Genomic DNA, 17,636 nt, shown 5'->3' on the forward strand with positions numbered 1-17,636 from the left:
TTTCTGACACGCGCCCGCCAGGGACCACTGCCCGTCTATCGGATGCTGTCTGCCACAGTATTCGAATCGGTCGTTGCGTGTTAGTGGAGGAGGAAAAACGGGCATGTCGGAGCTGCACGGCGTGGAAGCGGTTGTTCTGGTCGGTGGCAAGGGAACCCGACTCCGCCCCCTGACCCTGTCCGCCCCCAAGCCGATGCTGCCGACGGCGGGGGTGCCGTTCCTGGAGCACCTGCTGTCGCGGATCAGGGCCGTCGGCATCACCCACGTGGTGCTCGGCACCTCGTACAAGGCCGAGGTCTTCCAGGACTACTTCGGTGACGGCGCGAAGCTCGGGCTGGAGCTGGAGTACGTGGTGGAGGAGGTCCCGCTGGACACGGCGGGCGCCATCCGCAACGTCGCCCACAAGCTGCGCGAGCGGGACGTGATGGTGTTCAACGGCGACATCCTGTCCGGCGTCGACCTGCGCGGGATCGTCGAAACGCACAGGACCGCCGAGGCCGACGTCACGCTGCACCTGGTCAAGGTCGACGACCCGCGCCGGTTCGGCTGCGTGCCGACCGACGAGGACGGGCGCGTCACGGCGTTCCTGGAGAAGACCGAGGACCCGCCGACCGACCAGATCAACGCGGGGTGCTACGTCTTCCGCCGCGAGGTCGTGCTGGAGATCCCGGAGGGCCGTCCGGTGTCCGTGGAGCGGGAGACGTTCCCCGGTCTGCTGGAGCGCGGCGCTCGGGTGCAGGGCCACGTCGACGCCACCTACTGGTTGGACCTGGGGACGCCCGCGGCGTTCGTCCAGGGGTCGGCGGACCTCGTGCGCGGCATCGCGCCGTCGTCGGCGCTGCCCTCGGAGCCCGGTGAGGCGATCGTGCTCGGCGGCGCCGACGTCCACGAGGACGCCCTGCTGTCCGGGGGGACGACCATCGGCGCGAACGCGACCGTCTCGGCGGGCGCGGTCGTGGCCGGGTCCGTGGTGTTCGACGGCGCCGTGGTCGGCGAGGGGGCCGTGGTGGAGCGGTCGGTGCTCGGCGCCGGAGCGCTGGTGCAGGCCGGGGCGGTGCTCAGGGACGCGGTGATCGGCGACGGTGCGGTCATCGGCGCCCGCTGCGAACTGGTCGGCGGGGCGCGCGTGTGGCCCGACGTCGTGCTGCCCGAGGCGGGGGTGCGCTTCTCCGCCGATGTCTAGGACCTGGTCGCCCCCGTTCCCGCTGGACGTCGGGTCGGTGCTGGGCCCGCTCCGCCGCGGAGCGGGCGACCCGACCTACCAGCAGGACGCGACGGGCGCGGTGTGGCTCACCGCCAACACCCCGCTCGGGCCCGGCACGCTCCACGTCCGCCGACCCGGTGCGGCCGTGGAGGCGACGGCGTGGGGTGACGGTGGTCCGTGGCTGCTGGACGGGCTGCCCGCGCTGCTGGGGGCCGACGACGACGATTCCGGGTTCGAGGGGCACCACCCGCTGATCTCGGAGACCCGTCGGCGGAAGCCGGGGCTGCGGTTGGGGTCGACCGGTCGCGTGTGGGACGTGCTGCTGCCCTCGGTGCTGGAGCAGAAGGTGACCGGGACCGAGGCGCGGCGGTCGTACCGGGAGCTGTGCCGCCGGTTCGGGACGCCCGCTCCGGGCCCGGTCCCGGTGGGGATGATGGTCGGGCCGACGCCTCGGGCGGTTCTGGGGATCCCGGACTGGGAGTGGCACAAGGCCGGGGTGGACAGCGCCCGTCGACGTGCCCTGATCGCTGCCGCTCAGGTGGCGCACCGGTTGGAGCGGGCCGTGGAGCTGCGCGGGGAGGCCGGGCGGAAGCTGCTGCGGTTGATCCCCGGTATCGGGGTGTGGACGGCCGCCGAGGTGGCGCAGCGGTCGTGGGGGGATGCCGACGCCGTCAGCTTCGGGGACTTCCACATCCCGGCCGCGGTGGGGTGGGCGCTGCTGGGGAAGCCGCTGGACGACGAGGGGATGGCGGAGGTGTTGGCTCCGTACTCCCCCCAGCGGCACCGCGCTGTTCGGTACGTGGAGGCTTCCGGGTTCCGGAAGCCCCGGTTCGGGCCTCGGTTCTCGCCTCGGGACTACCGGGCCATGTGAGGTCGGGGTCCTCGCCCCGATCGCGGTCGTCGTCCAGCCCTGCCGGCTCGACCAGCCCAGCCGGCACGGCCTGGCCCGCGAGTCCTGCCTCGCCCGCCCGGCCTGCCTAGCCCGGCCCGGTCAGCCCCGCCGTGCCAGCTCGATCAGCCGGCACGGCCTGGCCCGCGAGCCCTGCCTCGCCCGCCCAGCCAGCCCGGCCTGCCCAGCCCGGCCAGCCCCGCCTTGCCGGCTCAACCAGCCCAGCCGGCACGGCCTGCTCGACCCGCGAGCCCCGCCTTGCCCGCCCGGCTAGCGCAGTCTCGCCAGTGCTGCGTCGATCATGGGTGTCAGGTCGTCCACGTTGCCCGGCAGGGAGTCCAGGGGCCACCACTGGAGGTCCACCGACTCCGCGCTCCTCACCGGCTTCGCCCCCACCGGCGCCCTGACCAGGAACCTCACGTCGAAGTGGCGTGTGGGCAGGCCCAGCGAGCACGTGATCGGGTGGACGTCGAGGTGGATCGGTTGTGCTTCGATCCTCAGGCCGCGGATGCCCGATTCCTCCGTCGCCTCGCGCAGGGCCGCCGCTTGCAGGGTCTCGTCCGTTGGTTCGCAGTGGCCGCCCAGTTGCAGCCAGCGGCCCACCCTCGGGTGGAGGGTGAGCAGCGTTTGCTCGCCCGTGGCGTCCAGCACCAGTGCCGAGGCGGTGATGTGGCCCGGCTCGCACGAGCGGGCGCAGGCGTCCTCCCGTGCGCCCAGGAAGCCGAGGTACGCCTGCTTCAGCGACTCCTGGCCGTGGTCCTGCGGTGTCCAGGCGGTCAGTGTCGACACGGTGTCCGCGTGCAGCGTCACAGTTCCAGGAATCCTTCGTCCAGGTCGCGCGGTTGGCGCGGGGTGAGTGGTTCCTCCGGGTGGCCCACGGCCACCGCGCCCAGCGGCTCCCAGGAGTCGGGCAGGTCGAGCACCTCGCGGACCACGTCCGCGCAGAAGATCGTCGACGACACCCAGCACGACGCCACGCCCTCGGCCGCCAGGGCGACCAGCAGGCCCTGGACGGCGGCACCGCCCGCGATCGTGAACATCGTCACCTCCGCCGCGGCGCGGCGGGGGTCGGGGTAGTCGTGCGCGCCCTCGCGGACGAGGAACGGGAGCACGATCTCCGTCGCGCCGTGCAGCAGGTCGCCGCGCTTGACGCGGCGGGCGACGCGGTCGTCGTCCCAGCCGTCGGAGCGGAGGTCGGCCTCCCACCGCTGCCGCATCGCGGCGAGCAGGGCGGCCCTGCGGGAGCGGACGTGCACGAACCGCACCGGCCGCGTGTGGTGCGGAGCGGGTGCGGTCAGGGCCGCCGCCACGGCCCGGCGCAGCAGCGCCGGGTCGACCGGCTCACCGCTGAACGCGCGGACGGAGCGCCGCACCAGCACGGCCTCGGCGCGGCCCTGGGCGATGGCCTCCTCCGTGCCGAGCCGGAACAGGTCGTCCTCGATCGGACGGGTCAGGTCGCGGGCCGTGGAACCGTCATCCTCAATGGACAGTCCACGCAGGACGGCCACCGGGGTGGCACCGAGCTTGCCCTTCACCAGGTCCGCCGCGGCGGCGATCTCGTCTGCCACGGCGACCTCGGTCACCACGAGTTCGTTGCCCTGGCCGTCGACCTGGCCCCGGTAGCGGTGCACGACGGCCAAGCCCGCCGAGCCGATGGCGGCGTCGGTCTGGCCGATCCGCCACGCGCGGCCCATCGTGTCGGTGACGACGACCCCGACGGTGACCCCCAAGCGCGCCAACAGGTCGGCGCGCAGGGCCGCCGCCGAGGCGTCCGGGTCGACCGGCAGCAGCGCGATCTCGTCGCCCGCCACGTTCGACGCGTCGACGCCCGACGCGGCCTGCACGATCCCCAGCTTGTTCTGCGTGATGAGCGTCCGCGCCTTCCGGGCGATCACGCGCACGGACTCCGCCTCGACCCACCGCCGCCGGACGGCGTCGCGCTCCTCGGGATCGGCGGGAACGGTGACGAGCCTTCCCTCCACCTTGGACACGACCTTGCTCGTGACCACCACCACGTCGCCGTCGCGCAGCCACGGGGCCGCGGCGGCGAGGGCCGCGCCCAGGTCGTCGCCGGGGCGGAACTCGGGCAGGCCGGGGACCGGCAGCAGCTCGATCCCGCCGGGCGCGGAGTGGTCAGCCAACGTCGACCCCCGCGAGGTCCAGCGCCGCCGCGGCCATCGCGGCCGTGGCGTCCACATCGGACATCAGCAGCGGCACGGCGCGGACCGCGACGCCCTCGACGTCCGCGCGGTCGCCGGTGTGCACGAGCCAGCCGTCGAGGACGCCCTCCTCGGAGCACTTGCGGGACCCGTAGTGCCGTCCGACCGCCTCCGCGGTCGTCTCGACGCCGATCGCCGCCAGGCAGGCGTCGGCCATCCCGCGCAGCGGCTTGCCGCCGATGATGGGGGAGAGCCCGACCACACCCGCTTCGGTCTTCCGAAGAGCGTCCCGGATGCCCGGCACGCCGAGGATCGTCCCGACGCTGACGACCGGGTTGGACGGGGCGAGGAGCACGGCGTCGGCCGACCCGATGGCGTCCAGCACGCCAGGACCGGCCGTCGCGGTGTCGACGCCCACGGAGGCGAACGACCGGGCGGGCAGCTCGGCGCGGTGCCGGACCCACCACTCCTGGAAGTGGATCGCCTTCTGCTCGCCGTCCTGCTCGACGACGACGTGCGTCTCCACGCGGTCGTCCGACATCGGCAGGAGGGTCACCCCCGGCTGCCAGCGGGCGCACAGGGCCTCCGTGACGGCGGAGAGGGGGTAGCCCGCCCGCAGCATGCGCGTGCGCACCAGGTGCGTCGCCATGTCGCGGTCGCCGAGGCCGAACCACGTGGGTTCGGCGCCGTAGGCGGCCAGCTCCTCCTTGACGGTCCAGGACTCGTCCTGCCGCCCCCAACCGCGCTCGGCGTCGATCCCGCCGCCGAGCGTGTACATGCACGTGTCCAGGTCGGGAGTGATCCGCAGCCCGTGCATCCACACGTCGTCACCGGTGTTCACCACCGCGACGACCTCGTGCCCCGCCCCGGCCCCCAGGAGGGCCTTCAGGCCGACCAGGAACCGGGCACCGCCAACGCCACCCACCAAAACGACGACCTTCACGGGGCGCGATCCTCCCACGCGGTGCTTCCCACCGTTTCGTCAGCGCCAGAACATGAAGTTGAACTGCCCGAAGCCCGCGAAGGCCATCTCGCCGCCGATGAGCCCGAACACGCTCTCACCGAGGACGAAGAACACGCTCGCCACGGCCGGGAACGCGAACAGCGCGGCGAACAGCGCCAGCGGTGCCCACGGCCGGACCTTGGCGCCGAACTGCTGCGCCTTGTAGGGCATGTACGGCTCCCAGATGCCCCACCCGTCGAGGCCGGGGATGGGCAGCATGTTGAGCACGAACGCGATGATCTGGAGGTAGGCGAGGTACGAGAGCGCGGCGGCGAGTGCCACGGACGGGTTGAAAATCGCCACCGATCCGGCGAGGAGGACGCCGAGCACGAGGTTGGTCAGCGGACCCGCGAAGGACACCATGGACTCCACCCCCTTCGACCGCAGGGAGTGGTGGTTGATCCACACGGCACCACCCGGAAGGGGGATGCCGCCGAACGCCAGCAGCACCAGCGGTAGCACGATGCTCAGCACTGGATCGGTGTAGTGGCGGATGTCGAGGGTCAGGTAACCCTTGCCCGCGACGGAGTAGTCTCCACCCCGGTAGGCGATGATCGCGTGCCCGAATTCGTGCAGGCACAAGGAAACCGCCCATCCCCCGAGGATGAACAGCACGGTTCCGGTGATGGCGAGGGGACCTGTTTCGGCGCCGAAGGTGGTGAGCACGGCCCCCGCTGCCGTGACCGCCAACAGACCCAGGAACAGTGGACTGGGTCGCACAGCTGATCGCTTCACCCCATCAGTGTGGCCTGTCCCGCGGAGCGGTCTCTAGGCCGTTGGAGCTGCGGGCATCGCTGCGAGCGCGGGAGCAATCACCGTCTGTGCTGCTAGTCAAGGGTTTTGGGGCCATTCGCGGGAATATCCCCCGTCCTGTGGACTCGGCTTGACCCCTTGCTGTGACGCAGGTGTAATCACATCGGTGTCATTCGCTGTTGTGGGACTGCGAGTGGTGTCCGCCAACCGGGGAGAGCGGAAGGCGAGGAGGCGGACTGTATGCAGGAAATCGACGGGGATCGTGGCGTGGACCGGTTGGAGGGCCCGGCGCAGGAGCTGGGAATGCTGACCGAGTTGTACGACCCGACTGACGAGCAGGACTGGCAGGAGCGCGCCCTGTGCGCGCAGACCGACCCGGAGGCGTTCTTCCCCGAGAAGGGCGGATCCACCCGTGAGGCCAAGCGCATCTGCCTTGGCTGCGAGGTGCGTTCGGAATGCCTGGAGTACGCCTTGGCGCACGACGAGCGCTTCGGCATCTGGGGCGGCCTGTCCGAACGCGAGCGGAGGAAGCTCAAGAAGCGCGCCGTGTGAAAGCTCGCCGAACCGGCCCGTCGTGAGGAATGCTCAGCGGACGGGTGAGGCGGCGAGCGGCACGGGAGTGGGCACTTGGTGAGCAGTACCACTCCGCGGCTTCGGACCGCGCCGGTGTTGGCCGTGCTGGTCTGCCACGACGGGGACCAGTGGCTCGGCACGGCGCTGTCAGCGTTGCGCCGCCAAGAACCGAGGCCTCGTCACGTCATCGCGGTGGACACGGGGTCCACCGACCGCACGGCGAAGATGCTCGCGGAGGCCGCCGAAGGCCCCGACCGGATCCTCGACGGCGTCCTCGGGATGTCGAGGGGCACCGGGTTCGCCACCGCCGTGCACGCCGCCGTCGACCACGCCGTCCAGCGCTGGGGCGACCCCGGCCGGTGGATCTGGCTCCTGCACGACGACAGCGCGCCCGAACCGGACTGCCTGTCGTCGCTGCTGACCGCGGCCGAGCTGTCGCCGAGCGCCGCCGTGCTCGGCCCGCTGGCCCTGGACTGGGCCGACCCCAGGCTCGTCGTCGAGGCGGGTGTCTCGACCGACTCCTCCGGCCACCGGCAGACCGGCCTCGGACCGGCCGAACCGGACTGGAGCCGCTTCGGCCCCGGCGGTGCCGTGCGGTTCGAGCAGAGCACCGAGGCGCTCGCGGTGTCCTCGGCGGGCTCGCTGATCAGGCGCGCCGTCTGGCAGGACCTCGGCGGCTACGACAAGCGCATGCCGCTGCTGCGCGACGACGTCGACTTCGGCTGGCGCGCCAACCGCGCCGGGCACCTCGTGCTGTGCGTGCCGGTGGCGAGGATGCGCCACGTCCGCGCCGCGTCGCGCGGGCTGCGGAGGCTGGACGCGGTCGCCGCCCGCCCCGGCCCGCTGCTGCGCGGCGTCGACCGCGCGCACGGCCTCCGGACGTTCCTGGCGAACACGTCGACGCCCTCGTTCCTGCTCGGCCTGCCCCGCCTCGCCGTGCTCCAGGTGCTGCGCGCGCTCGGGTTCGTGCTGCTGCGCAGGTGGACGGACGCGCGCGGCGAGTTCGGCGCGCTGCGCTACCTGCTCAGCGGCCGGGCCGGGCTGCTCGCCGCCCGCGGGAGCAGGAGCGGGGGCTCCGGCGCGGTCCGCGGCCTGGTGACCAGCCGCACGACCAGGTTCCGCAACGCCGTCCGCTCGGCCACCTCGTACCTGATCCGCCGCCGCGTCGAGGCGGACGTCAGCCTCGGCAGGCTGCCCGAGGACGAGCGCGGGCCGAGCTGGCGCCCGCCGCCGTCCGCGAAGGACGCCCGCCGCAGGGCCGTCGGCCCGGACGCCCTGCCCGCGGGCGCGCTCGGCCGGGGCCTCCCGGTGCGCGCGACCAGCGGGCTGCGCCGTCCCGCCACCGTGGTGCCGGTCGCGACGGAGGCGCCCGAGCTGGCGCCCGCGCTGCGGCCGAGCCCGAAACCCCGGCCGTCGCCGGTGCCCAGGGGCTCCCGGCCGGAACCCGACCTGGTCTTCGTGGAGGTCGACCGGGCCCGCGTGCTGCGGTCCCTGCTGCTCGGGCCCCCGCTGGTCCTGCTGCTGGGCCTGACCCTGTTCGCGCTGGTGGCGAACTCGGGCAGGCTCGGTCTCGACCTGTCCGGCGGTCGCCTGCTCCCGGTCCAGGGCCTCGGCGAGACGTGGTCGGGCTACCTGGCCGCGTGGAACCCGGTGAGCGGCGGCACGACCGCGCCCGCCCCGGCGTCGCTCGCGGTCCTCGGCCTGCTCGGCTCCGTCCTCGGTGGACCGTCCGCCGTGGTGGCGCTCGTCCTGCTGTTCGACGCGCCGCTCGCCGCGCTGGCCGCGTACGTCGCCAGCAGGCACGTGCGGGTCCGCCGCCCGGTGCGGGCCGTGGTCGCCGCCGCGTACGGCCTGCTGCCCGCCGCGACCTCCGCGGTCAGCCAGGGACGGCTCGACGTGGTCGTGGTCCACGTCCTCGCGCCGCTGGTCTTCGCGGGCGTGCTCGGGGTGCTGCGCGGCGCGGGCGGCAGGCTGTGGCTGCCGGTGGTGTCCGGCACCGCGTTCACCACCGCGCTGGTCGGCGCGTTCTCGCCGCTGGTGCACGTGCTGGTCGTCGTCGGCGCGCTGATCGGCTTCGTGGCCGTCCCCGGTCCGGAGGGCGAGGGCCGCCGCCGGGTGGCCGGGCTGTTCGCCGTCGTGCTGCTGCCCGTCGCGCTGCTGCTGCCGTGGCCCGCGGTGGTCCTCCAGCACCCCGTGGTGCTCCTGCACGGCACCGGAGCGGTCCTGGCCACCCCGGAGGTCGGGCCGCTCGACCTGGTCGCCCTGCGGCCGGGCGGGCCCGGCGCGCTGCCGCTCGTGGGAGCGCTGGTGCTGCTGGCCGCGCTCGGCGCGCTGGCGGTGCGGCCGAACCGGGCGATGCTGCCAGGCCTCGGCGTGGTCGTCCTCGGCGTCGTGGCGGGCGCGGCTCTGCTCGCCGTGCCGATGACCCCGCTGACCGGTGGTTCCGCCCAGCACGGGTGGACCGGCGCGCCGCTGGTGCTGCTCGGCTGGGGCCTGCTGTGGGTCGTCCTGGCCGCGTGCGGGCGCGACGGCCCACCCGCGAGCGCTCGCGTCCGGCACCTGGTGTCCGTGGCGGGCGTCGTGGCCGTCGTCGGCCTCGCCTGCTCCGGCGTCCTCGGCCTGCGCGAGGGCCCGCTGCGGACCGGCGCGGGCGAGCTGCCGTCCACCGTGGCCCACGAGCTGCCCCGCACCGGGCGCGCGGTGCTGGTGCTCGGCGTGAACGGCGAGCCGACCCGCCAGGTCGCGGGCCGGATGCCGTCCTTCGGCGACGACGACCTCGTGCCGACGTCCTCCAGCCCGGCCCGGCTGAGCCGCTGGACCCGCGACCTGACCGGGGGCACCCCCGACGCCGCGCGGCTGGCGCTCGCGCAGGCCGCCGCGGCCGGGGTCGCGTTCGTCGTGCTGCCCGACGCCACCGCGGCCGACGGGCTGCGCGCCGCCGTCGGCGACCTCGTCGCGGACGCGCCCCCGACGACCGACGGCCGTCCGGTGCTGCGCGTCCAGCTGGCGGCGGGCAACGCCGTCCTGCTGTCGCCGGAACTGGCCCGCCGCGCCCGGTCCGGCGGCAACCCGCCGACGGAGCTGGGCGTCCCCGGCATCGCCCCGGTCGAGTCCGGCCCGCCGTCGGCCGCCATGCGCGTCTCGGAGGGCCCGGAGGGCCGGGTGCTCGTGCTGGCCGCGGAGGACGAGCCCGGCTGGCGGGCGGTGGTCGACGGCCGACCGGCCCCGGTGTCCCGCGTGTGGGGCCACCAGGTCGGCGTCACGGTGCCGACCACGGCCAGCGAGGTGCGGATCGAGGCGCCGGGTTCGGTGCGCGAGCTGTTGCTGCTGCTCCAGGCCGCCGCGGCCCTGTTCACCCTGCTGACGGCCATCCCGTCACGGGCGGTGGCTACTCCCCGTCGATGACGTCCGGGTCGAGACCGAGGTAGTTCGCGACCTGCTCCACCAGCACGTCGTGCACGAGGTCGGAGAGGTCGGCGCCGTCCTTGGCGCGCGCTTCGAGCGGTCGCCGGTAGAGCACGATCCGCGCCCGCGTCGGTCCGCCGGACTTGTCCGAGGCTGCGGGCATGAGCCGTGCGAGCGGGACGTTGCCGTCCTCGACGACCCCGCCGTCCTCGCTGTCGGTCGGCTGCACGTCCGGCACGTCGTCCACCGCCACGTCGAGCTGCGTCAGCTCCGTGCGCCACCGCGCCTCGATCGGTTCGAGGGCTTCGAGCACCAGCGCGTCGAACCGCTCGGCCCGGCTGCGGGCGGCGGGGAGGGTCGCCGGGTACAGCGGACCGCGCAGGCCTCTCCCGTGCCTGTCGCGATTGCGTCGCCGAGGAGAACCCTGCCGCCACGAACCCCGAGCCATCACCACACCGCAAGCCTAGTTGCCCAGCTCCGGAGGTACTCAATCCCGCCCCGCGGATACCTGGACGAGAGGTGTCTCACGTCAAAACCAGCGTGCCTCCGACACGGCGGGAGCGAGACGCGCTATCGTCCCCGCCGTGCGGAGCGTGAGACGGTGCTCGCGAACCGGGTGCGCTAACCCGGCAGTCGCCACGCTCACCTATGCCTATGCGGACTCCACCGCTGTCGTCGGTCCCCTCGCCACGTACTCCGAACCGCACAGCTACGACCTGTGCGAGGAGCACGCGTTGAGGCTCACCGCCCCCCGCGGGTGGGAAGTCGTGAGGTACCAGGGTGAGTTCGCGGCTCCAGAGCCGACCGTGGACGACCTGACGGCGTTGGCCGAGGCGGTGCGCGAGGCGGGACGGGCTGATCGGCCGCTGGAGGTGCGCGATCTCCAGCGCGATCTCCAGACGGGCAACATACGGCGGGGTCACCTGCGCGTTCTGCCTGATCCGCACGAGGACTGAGTCACCGGGCGCGTCACCGGTAGGCTTCCGGCCGGGTGGTGTCAAGAGCTGCCCGCAGCCGAGTGTGTCCAGCCGAGGAGTGTCCGCGTGCGCGATCTGTCCGGCGTCGTCAAGGCCTACGACGTGCGTGGTGTGGTGGGCGAGCAGCTCGACGCCGCCGTCGTCCGCGACCTGGGCGCCGCGTTCGCGCGCCTGGTCGGCGGCCCCGCCGTCGTCATCGGCCACGACATGCGCGATTCCTCGCCGGAGCTGTCGAGCGCCTTCGCCGACGGTGTGGCGGCGCAGGGCGTCGACGTCATCAGCATCGGCCTCGCGAGCACGGACATGCTGTACTTCGCCTCCGGCAAGCTCGACCTGCCCGGCGCCATGTTCACCGCGAGCCACAACCCGGCGGAGTACAACGGCATCAAGCTGTGCCGCGCGGGCGCGTCGCCGGTCGGCCAGGACACCGGGTTGGCGCAGGTCCGCGAGGACGCCGAGCGCGGTGTCCCGGACGCGGAGGGCGTCACGCCCGGCTCGCGCTCCGAGCGCGACCTGCTCGCCGACTACGCCGCCTACCTGCTGGACCTGGTCGACCTGTCGGGGAGCCGCCCGCTGAAGGTCGTCGTGGACGCGGGCAACGGCATGGGCGGCTACACGGTGCCCGAGGTCTTCAAGGGCCTGCCGATCGAGGTCGTGCCGATGTACTTCGAGCTGGACGGCAACTTCCCGAACCACGAGGCCAACCCGCTGGACCCGAAGAACCTGGTCGACCTCCAGGCCAAGGTCGTCGAGGTCGGCGCGGACGCCGGGGTGGCGTTCGACGGCGACGCGGACCGCTGCTTCGTGATCGACGAGCGCGGCGAGCCGGTGTCGCCGTCCGCGATCACCGCGCTGGTGGCCGTGCGCGAGCTGGCCAAGGACCCCGGTGCCACGGTGATCCACAACCTGATCACCTCCAAGGCCGTGCCGGAGATCGTCGCCGAGCACGGCGGCAAGCCGGTCCGCACCCGCGTCGGCCACTCGTTCATCAAGGCCGAGATGGCGACCACGGGCGCGATCTTCGGCGGCGAGCACTCCGCCCACTACTACTTCCGGCAGTTCTGGAACGCCGACACCGGCATGCTGGCCGCGCTGCACGTGCTGGCCGCGCTGGGCGAGCAGCCGGGCCCGCTGTCCGAGCTGACCCGCGAGTACGAGCGGTACGCGGCGTCCGGCGAGGTCAACTCGACCGTCGCGGACCAGGCCGACCGCATTTCGGCCATCAAGGCAACCTTCGGGGCGCGGAACGGCGTCACCTTCGACGAGCTCGACGGTCTCACCGTCGAACTCCCCGACGGTTCGTGGTTCAACCTGCGGGCGTCCAACACCGAACCGCTGCTCCGCCTGAACGTGGAAGCCGCCGACTCCGACGCGGTCGCCGCATTGCGGGACGAAGTCCTCGCGATCGTGCGCGGCTGACGAAAGGGAACGACCAATGGCAGTGCAACTCGACGCCCAGCTGCTGGACATCCTGGCGTGCCCGTGCCCCGAGCACGGCGCGCTGCTGGTCGGCGCTCCGCTGACCGGCGCATCGGCCGACCCGGCTGAGTGGGATCAATCGGCGAACTTCCTGACGTGCTCGGTGTGCCACCGCTCGTACCCCGTCACGGACGGCATCCCGGTGCTGCTGCTCGACGAGGCCGTGCGGCTGGACGCCGACCAGGACCCGACGGCCGGGTGACCTGGCGTGTTCGACGACAGCTTGCTGGACGACTCCACCCGGATCGGTGAGAACGACACCGGTGGCTGGCTGCGCGCCGCCGCGCACGCGGGTGCGCAGGTCCGCGCCACCGCGGAGGTCGCGGCGGAGCTGGGCGTGGCGAGGATGTTCGAGGAACGGCCGCGCGCGCTGGTCCTGCTGACCCGTCCCGGTGTCGGCACGTCGGTCGCGAAGCTCTCGTCCGCGCTGCTGGGCCCGGCGTGCCCGGTACCGGTGGTCGTCGCGGACGAGCTGCCGCCGTGGGTCGGCGCGCTGGACGTCGTGCTCGCGCACACCGAGGACCCCGGCGACCACGTGCTGGCCGAGTCGATCCACCGCGCGGGCCGCCGCGGCGCGCGCGTGCTGCTGACCGCCGAGCCGGACGGGCCGGTGGCCGCGTCGGCCGCGGGCCACGCGCTGCTGATCCCGCCGCGGGTGCCCGTGCCGCAGGGCTTCGGGTTCGCGCGGGCGTTCGGCGGCTGGCTGGTCGCGCTGAACACCATGGGCCTGCTCAAGACGGACGTCGGCCTGATCGCGGACGAGCTGGACCGCGAGGCCGAGCGCGACCACCCGATGCACGAGTCGTTCGTGAACCCGGCGAAGTCGCTGGCGCTGCGGATCGCCGACCGCACCCCGCTGCTGTGGGGGCTGGACCACCCGGCGACGGCGGTCGCGGCGCACGGTGCGGGGATGCTCGCCTGCTACGCGGGTGTGGTCAGCGACGTGGCCGGGTACCCGCAGGCGCTCACCAAGTCGGTCCTGCACCGCCGCGCCGTCCAGTCCACGTCCGCCGAGGACCTGTTCGCGGACCCCGACGACGAACCGACCGGCCAGGTCAGGGTGCTGCTGCTCGCGGTGCGGCAGGGACAGCTCGCCGAGATCGCCCGTCGAGCCGCGCACGAGACGCTGCCGGGGGCCGACGTGCTCGAACCGGCTGAGGAAGTGACCGGTGGCGACGCGGTGTGCGCCGCGCTGCTCGCACTGCGGTTCGAACTGGCCGCGCTCTACCTGGGTCTCGCCGCGGGGAAGCTGGGCGGACCGGGGCTGTACGCACCGGCGGTCTGACGCCGACGAGGGAGTGGACGAGACCGTGGAACTGCTGCACAACGCGATCCGGCCGTACGCGTGGGGCTCGCGCACGGCCATCTCAGAGCTGCTCGGCAAGACCGTTCCCGCGCCGCACCCCGAGGCCGAGCTGTGGATGGGGGCGCACCCCGGCGACCCGTCGAGGGTGGTCGGGGCGGACGGCGGGGAGCGGTCGCTGCTGGAGCTGGTGGCGGAGGACCCGGAGGGGCAGCTCGGCGAGGGAGTCGCGAGCCGCTGGGGCGGCAGGCTGCCGTTCCTGATGAAGGTGCTCGCCGCCGAGGAGGCGCTGAGCCTCCAGGCCCACCCGTCCGCGGCGCAGGCCGCCGAGGGGTTCGCGGCGGAGGAGCGGGCAGGCGTGCCGATGGACGCGCCGACCCGCAACTACAAGGACCCGTCGCCGAAGCCGGAGCTGATCTGCGCGCTGACCGAGTTCCACGCGCTGGCCGGTTTCCGCGACCCGCACCGCACCGCGGCGCTGCTGCGGTCGCTGGACGCGCCGGACTTCGCGCCGTACGCGGAACTCCTCGCGGGCCAGCCGGACGCGCAGGGCCTGCGGGCGCTGTTCACCACGTTGATCACGCTGCCGCAGACCGCGCTGGACCAGCTGCTGCCCCAGGTGCTGGACGCGTGCGTGCTGCACGTCAAGGAGCGCGGCGAGTTCGACCTGGAGTGCCGCACGGTCCTGGAGCTGGGCGAGGCCTACCCCGGTGACGCCGGGGTGCTGGCGGCGCTGCTGCTCAACCGCCTGGTGCTCCAGCCGGGCGAAGCCGTCCACCTGCCCGCGGGCAACCTGCACGCCTACCTGCACGGCACCGGCATCGAGATCCTGGCGAACTCCGACAACGTCCTGCGCTGCGGTCTCACCCCCAAGCACGTGGACGTGCCCGAACTGCTGCGCGTCCTGGACTTCACCTGCGGCGACATGCCCGTCCAGCGCGGTGAGGAGGTCGTTCCCGGCCTGGCGGTCTACCGCACCCCGTCGTCGGAGTTCGAGCTCTCGCGCCTGGACCTCACCGCGGGCGCGGACGTCCGCATCGACGACGCGGGCCCGCAGATCCTGCTGTGCGTCGGCGGCGCGGCGACCGTGCTGGACGGCCGCGGCGGCGAACTCGACCTGGCCAAGGGGCAGTCCATGTGGCTCGCCGCGCACGACCCCGAGGTGGTCGTCCGGTCGTCGGGTGACGAACCCGCACTCGTCTTCCGGGCGACCGCCGGCTCCTGAGGCGGTCGGGCCCGTTAGGGTTCGCCTCGACGAATCGGACTTCGACCTCACCAGGGAGCCAACGTGTCAGCAGGGGGCGGAACCAAGGCGATCATCGCCGCGCTCGTGGCCAATGCCGGGATCGCCGTCGCGAAGTTCGTCGGCTTCCTGGTCACGGGGTCGTCGTCGATGCTCGCGGAGTCGGTGCACTCGCTCGCCGACACGTCCAACCAGGGGCTCCTGCTGCTGGGGCAGAAGACCTCGCAGCGCGCGGCGACCCGCAACCACCCGTTCGGCTTCGGTCGCGACCGGTACTTCTACTCGTTCATCGTCGCGCTGATGCTGTTCACCCTCGGCTCGGCGTTCGCGCTCTACGAGGGCATCCACAAGCTCCAGCACCCCGAGGCGCTGTCGTCGCCGATGGTCGCGGTGGTGATCCTGGTCGTCGCGATCGGCCTGGAGACCTACAGCTTCATGACGGCCATCAAGGAGTCGAAGCTGATCAAGGGCAACGCGACCTGGTGGCAGTTCATCCGCCAGTCGAAGGTGCCCGAGCTGCCCGTCGTGCTCCTGGAGGACGCGGGCGCGCTGATCGGCCTGATCCTGGCGCTCGTCGGTGTCGGTCTCGCGACGATCACCGGCGACCCGGTGTGGGACGCGCTCGGCACGATCTCCATCGGTGTCCTGCTGGGCGTCATCGCGATCATCCTGATCATCGAGATGAAGAGCCTGCTGATCGGCGAGGGCTCCTCGCCCGCCGAGCTGGACGTGCTGGAGGCCGAGCTGGCCAAGGGCAAGGTGGAGAGCGTCATCCACATCCGCACCCAGTACATCGGCCCGGACGAGCTGCTGGTGGCCGCCAAGATCGCGCTCAACCCCGGCCTGACCGTCGCCGAGACGGCCGAGGCGATCAACGACGCCGAGCTGCGCGTGCGCAACAAGATCCCGGCCGCCCGGCTCATCTACCTGGAGCCGGACCTGGACCGCAGCGTGGCCGACGCGAACCCCTGATCGGCGTCCGGGGGACCCGGTCGTCCTGACGCGCCCCGGCACGCGTGGACCCCTAGGGTGAAAGGTCGTACTTCACCCTGCAAGAGGAGGACCACCGTGCCGGGGAACGGACTGTGGCGCACCAAGTCCATCGAGCAGTCCATCGAGGACACCGACGAGCCGGACACCAAGCTCCGCAAGGACCTCACGTCCTGGGACCTGATGGTGTTCGGCGTCGCCGTGGTCATCGGGGCGGGCATCTTCACCGTCGCCGCGCAGACCGCGGGCGACCTGGCCGGGCCGTCGGTCTCGCTGTCGTTCGTGCTGGCGGCCATCGCGTGCGGTCTGGCGGCGCTCTGCTACGCCGAGTTCGCCTCGACGGTGCCGGTCGCCGGTAGCGCGTACACCTTCTCCTACGCCACCTTCGGCGAGCTGGTGGCGTGGATCATCGGGTGGGACCTGGTGCTGGAGTTCGCGGTCGGCTCGGCCGCCGTGGCCAAGGGCTGGTCGTCCTACCTCCAGATCGTGCTGGCACAGGTGGGCTTGGAGGCCAAGACGACCGTCGCGGTCGGCTCGGTCGACTTCGACTGGGGCGCCGTGCTGCTGGTCCTCGCCCTCACCGTGCTGCTGGTCCTCGGCACCAAGCTGTCGTCGCGCGTCAGCCAGGTGATCACCGCCATCAAGGTCCTCGTCGTGCTGCTGGTGATCGTGGTCGGCATCGGCTACATCAAGGCGTCGAACTACACGCCGTACATCCCGTCCGCCGAGACCGGCGGGTCCGGCGTCGGCTCCGAGGGTCTGGAGCAGTCGCTGTTCTCGCTGATCACCGGCCAGGAGGGCAGCACGTTCGGCGTCTACGGCATGCTCGCCGCCGCGTCGCTGGTGTTCTTCGCGTTCATCGGCTTCGACGTCGTCGCCACCGCCGCCGAGGAGACCCGCAACCCGCAGCGTGACCTGCCGCGCGGCATCATCGGCTCGCTGGTCATCGTCACCGTGCTGTACGTGGCGGTGGCGCTGGTGATCACCGGCATGGTCCCGTACACCGACCTCAAGACCTCCGCCGACGGCACGCCCGCGAACCTGGCGACGGCGTTCGCGAACCTGGGCGTCGACTGGGCGGCCAACGTCATCTCCGTCGGCGCGCTGGCCGGTCTGACGACCGTGGTCATGGTCCTGATGCTGGGCCAGACCCGCGTGCTGTTCGCGATGTCCCGCGACGGCCTGCTGCCGAGGGGCCTGGCGAAGACCGGCAAGCACGGCACCCCCACCAGGGTCACGATCCTGGTCGGCACGCTGATCGCGCTGGCCGCCGGGTTCTTCCCGGCGGGCAAGCTGGCCGAGATGGTGAACGTCGGCACGCTGTTCGCGTTCATCCTCGTCTCGGCGGGTGTGCTGGTCCTGCGCAAGACGCGCCCCGACCTCCAGCGCGGATTCCGCACGCCGCTCGTGCCGCTCGTGCCGATCCTCGCGATCCTCGCCTGCCTGTGGCTGATGCTGAACCTGACCGCGTTGACGTGGGTCCGGTTCCTCATCTGGATGGCGGCGGGTGTCGTCGTGTACTTCGTCTACGGCAAGAGCCACTCGGTGCTGGCGCTGCGGGAGAGCGGGAAGCTCACCTCGGAGCCCGTGGTGAAACCGACCGACCGCTCGTGACCCGCCGGTGTGGTCGGCTCCCGCGTTGGGGGTGCCGACCACAC

The 17,636-nt window shown here is 72.8% G+C and carries 16 protein-coding genes; 11 read left to right on the forward strand and 5 right to left on the reverse strand.

Annotated elements, in window-relative coordinates:
* Positions 1-103: 103 nt before the first annotated feature.
* Positions 104-1,183 (forward strand): NDP-sugar synthase, encoded by a 1,080-nt coding sequence (locus VFZ92_RS29015; protein ID WP_330879236.1) that lies wholly within the window; start codon positions 104-106, stop codon positions 1,181-1,183.
* The gene (locus tag VFZ92_RS29020; RefSeq protein WP_330879237.1) at positions 1,176-2,075 is read left to right on the forward strand and encodes a DNA-3-methyladenine glycosylase 2 family protein; all 900 of its coding nucleotides are present in this window, start codon (positions 1,176-1,178) and stop codon (positions 2,073-2,075) included. The genes VFZ92_RS29015 and VFZ92_RS29020 overlap by 8 nt, the downstream gene beginning before the upstream one ends.
* 288 nt (positions 2,076-2,363) lie before the next feature.
* Here VFZ92_RS29020 and VFZ92_RS29025 read toward each other — a convergent pair whose 3' ends face one another.
* The 4 genes from VFZ92_RS29025 to VFZ92_RS29040 are packed head-to-tail and all read right to left on the reverse strand — an operon-like array spanning position 2,364 to position 5,990.
* Positions 2,364-2,903, reverse strand: a complete 540-nt coding sequence (locus VFZ92_RS29025; protein WP_330879238.1) for an NUDIX hydrolase — start codon at positions 2,901-2,903, stop codon at positions 2,364-2,366.
* Positions 2,900-4,234 (reverse strand): coenzyme F420-0:L-glutamate ligase, encoded by a 1,335-nt coding sequence (locus VFZ92_RS29030; RefSeq protein WP_330879239.1) that lies wholly within the window; start codon positions 4,232-4,234, stop codon positions 2,900-2,902. Before VFZ92_RS29030 ends, VFZ92_RS29025 begins: the two co-directional genes overlap by 4 nt.
* Positions 4,227-5,195, reverse strand: coding sequence for a 2-phospho-L-lactate transferase (gene cofD / locus VFZ92_RS29035; protein WP_330879240.1), 969 nt, complete (start codon positions 5,193-5,195; stop codon positions 4,227-4,229). Before cofD ends, VFZ92_RS29030 begins: the two co-directional genes overlap by 8 nt.
* A gap of 39 nt (positions 5,196-5,234) precedes the next feature.
* Positions 5,235-5,990, reverse strand: a complete 756-nt coding sequence (locus VFZ92_RS29040) for a site-2 protease family protein (protein WP_330879241.1) — start codon at positions 5,988-5,990, stop codon at positions 5,235-5,237.
* A 321-nt stretch (positions 5,991-6,311) separates the two neighbouring features.
* On the opposite strand from VFZ92_RS29040, the gene VFZ92_RS29045 reads away from it, so the two are divergent.
* Both VFZ92_RS29045 and VFZ92_RS29050 read left to right on the forward strand, forming a co-directional pair.
* Positions 6,312-6,560, forward strand: a complete 249-nt coding sequence (locus tag VFZ92_RS29045) for a WhiB family transcriptional regulator (RefSeq protein ID WP_259627223.1) — start codon at positions 6,312-6,314, stop codon at positions 6,558-6,560.
* Between the two features lie 75 nt (positions 6,561-6,635).
* Positions 6,636-9,986, forward strand: a complete 3,351-nt coding sequence (locus VFZ92_RS29050; RefSeq protein ID WP_414720042.1) for a glycosyltransferase family 2 protein — start codon at positions 6,636-6,638, stop codon at positions 9,984-9,986.
* Here the strand turns inward: VFZ92_RS29050 and VFZ92_RS29055 are convergent.
* On the reverse strand, positions 9,970-10,434 hold the full coding sequence (locus VFZ92_RS29055) for a metallopeptidase family protein (RefSeq protein ID WP_330879243.1): 465 nt from the start codon (positions 10,432-10,434) through the stop codon (positions 9,970-9,972). The two genes, VFZ92_RS29050 and VFZ92_RS29055, sit on opposite strands and share 17 nt — an antisense overlap.
* A gap of 136 nt (positions 10,435-10,570) precedes the next feature.
* Here VFZ92_RS29055 and VFZ92_RS29060 point away from each other — a divergent pair, with 136 nt between their 5' ends.
* From VFZ92_RS29060 to VFZ92_RS29090, 7 genes are all read left to right on the forward strand, one after another.
* The gene (locus VFZ92_RS29060) at positions 10,571-10,942 is read left to right on the forward strand and encodes a DUF3499 domain-containing protein (RefSeq protein WP_106187360.1); all 372 of its coding nucleotides are present in this window, start codon (positions 10,571-10,573) and stop codon (positions 10,940-10,942) included.
* Positions 10,943-11,029: 87 nt separating this feature from the next.
* Positions 11,030-12,382 (forward strand): phosphomannomutase/phosphoglucomutase, encoded by a 1,353-nt coding sequence (locus tag VFZ92_RS29065; protein WP_330879244.1) that lies wholly within the window; start codon positions 11,030-11,032, stop codon positions 12,380-12,382.
* Positions 12,383-12,398: 16 nt separating this feature from the next.
* Positions 12,399-12,644, forward strand: coding sequence for a Trm112 family protein (locus VFZ92_RS29070; RefSeq protein ID WP_330879245.1), 246 nt, complete (start codon positions 12,399-12,401; stop codon positions 12,642-12,644).
* A 6-nt stretch (positions 12,645-12,650) separates the two neighbouring features.
* Entirely contained in the window at positions 12,651-13,727 is a 1,077-nt protein-coding gene (locus tag VFZ92_RS29075; protein WP_330879246.1) for an SIS domain-containing protein, read from the forward strand.
* Between the two features lie 25 nt (positions 13,728-13,752).
* Complete coding sequence (gene manA / locus VFZ92_RS29080) at positions 13,753-14,970, forward strand: mannose-6-phosphate isomerase, class I (protein WP_330879257.1); 1,218 nt, start codon at positions 13,753-13,755, stop codon at positions 14,968-14,970.
* A gap of 63 nt (positions 14,971-15,033) precedes the next feature.
* Complete coding sequence (locus VFZ92_RS29085) at positions 15,034-15,960, forward strand: cation diffusion facilitator family transporter (RefSeq protein ID WP_330879247.1); 927 nt, start codon at positions 15,034-15,036, stop codon at positions 15,958-15,960.
* A 96-nt stretch (positions 15,961-16,056) separates the two neighbouring features.
* A complete protein-coding gene (locus VFZ92_RS29090; RefSeq protein ID WP_330879248.1) occupies positions 16,057-17,592 on the forward strand; it encodes an amino acid permease in 1,536 nt (511 codons plus the stop codon).
* Positions 17,593-17,636 lie beyond the last annotated feature (44 nt).

Source organism: Umezawaea sp., from assembly GCF_036375055.1.
Lineage (GTDB): Bacteria > Actinomycetota > Actinomycetes > Mycobacteriales > Pseudonocardiaceae > Umezawaea.

Coding starts and splice junctions, on each gene's coding strand:
- VFZ92_RS29020 (WP_330879237.1), top strand. CDS start 1,176: ATGTCTAGGACCTGGTCGCCCCCGTTCCCGCTGGACGTCGGGTCGGTG.
- VFZ92_RS29045 (WP_259627223.1), top strand. CDS start 6,312: ATGCTGACCGAGTTGTACGACCCGACTGACGAGCAGGACTGGCAGGAG.
- VFZ92_RS29055 (WP_330879243.1), bottom strand. CDS start 10,434: ATGGCTCGGGGTTCGTGGCGGCAGGGTTCTCCTCGGCGACGCAATCGC.
- VFZ92_RS29015 (WP_330879236.1), top strand. CDS start 104: ATGTCGGAGCTGCACGGCGTGGAAGCGGTTGTTCTGGTCGGTGGCAAG.
- VFZ92_RS29070 (WP_330879245.1), top strand. CDS start 12,399: ATGGCAGTGCAACTCGACGCCCAGCTGCTGGACATCCTGGCGTGCCCG.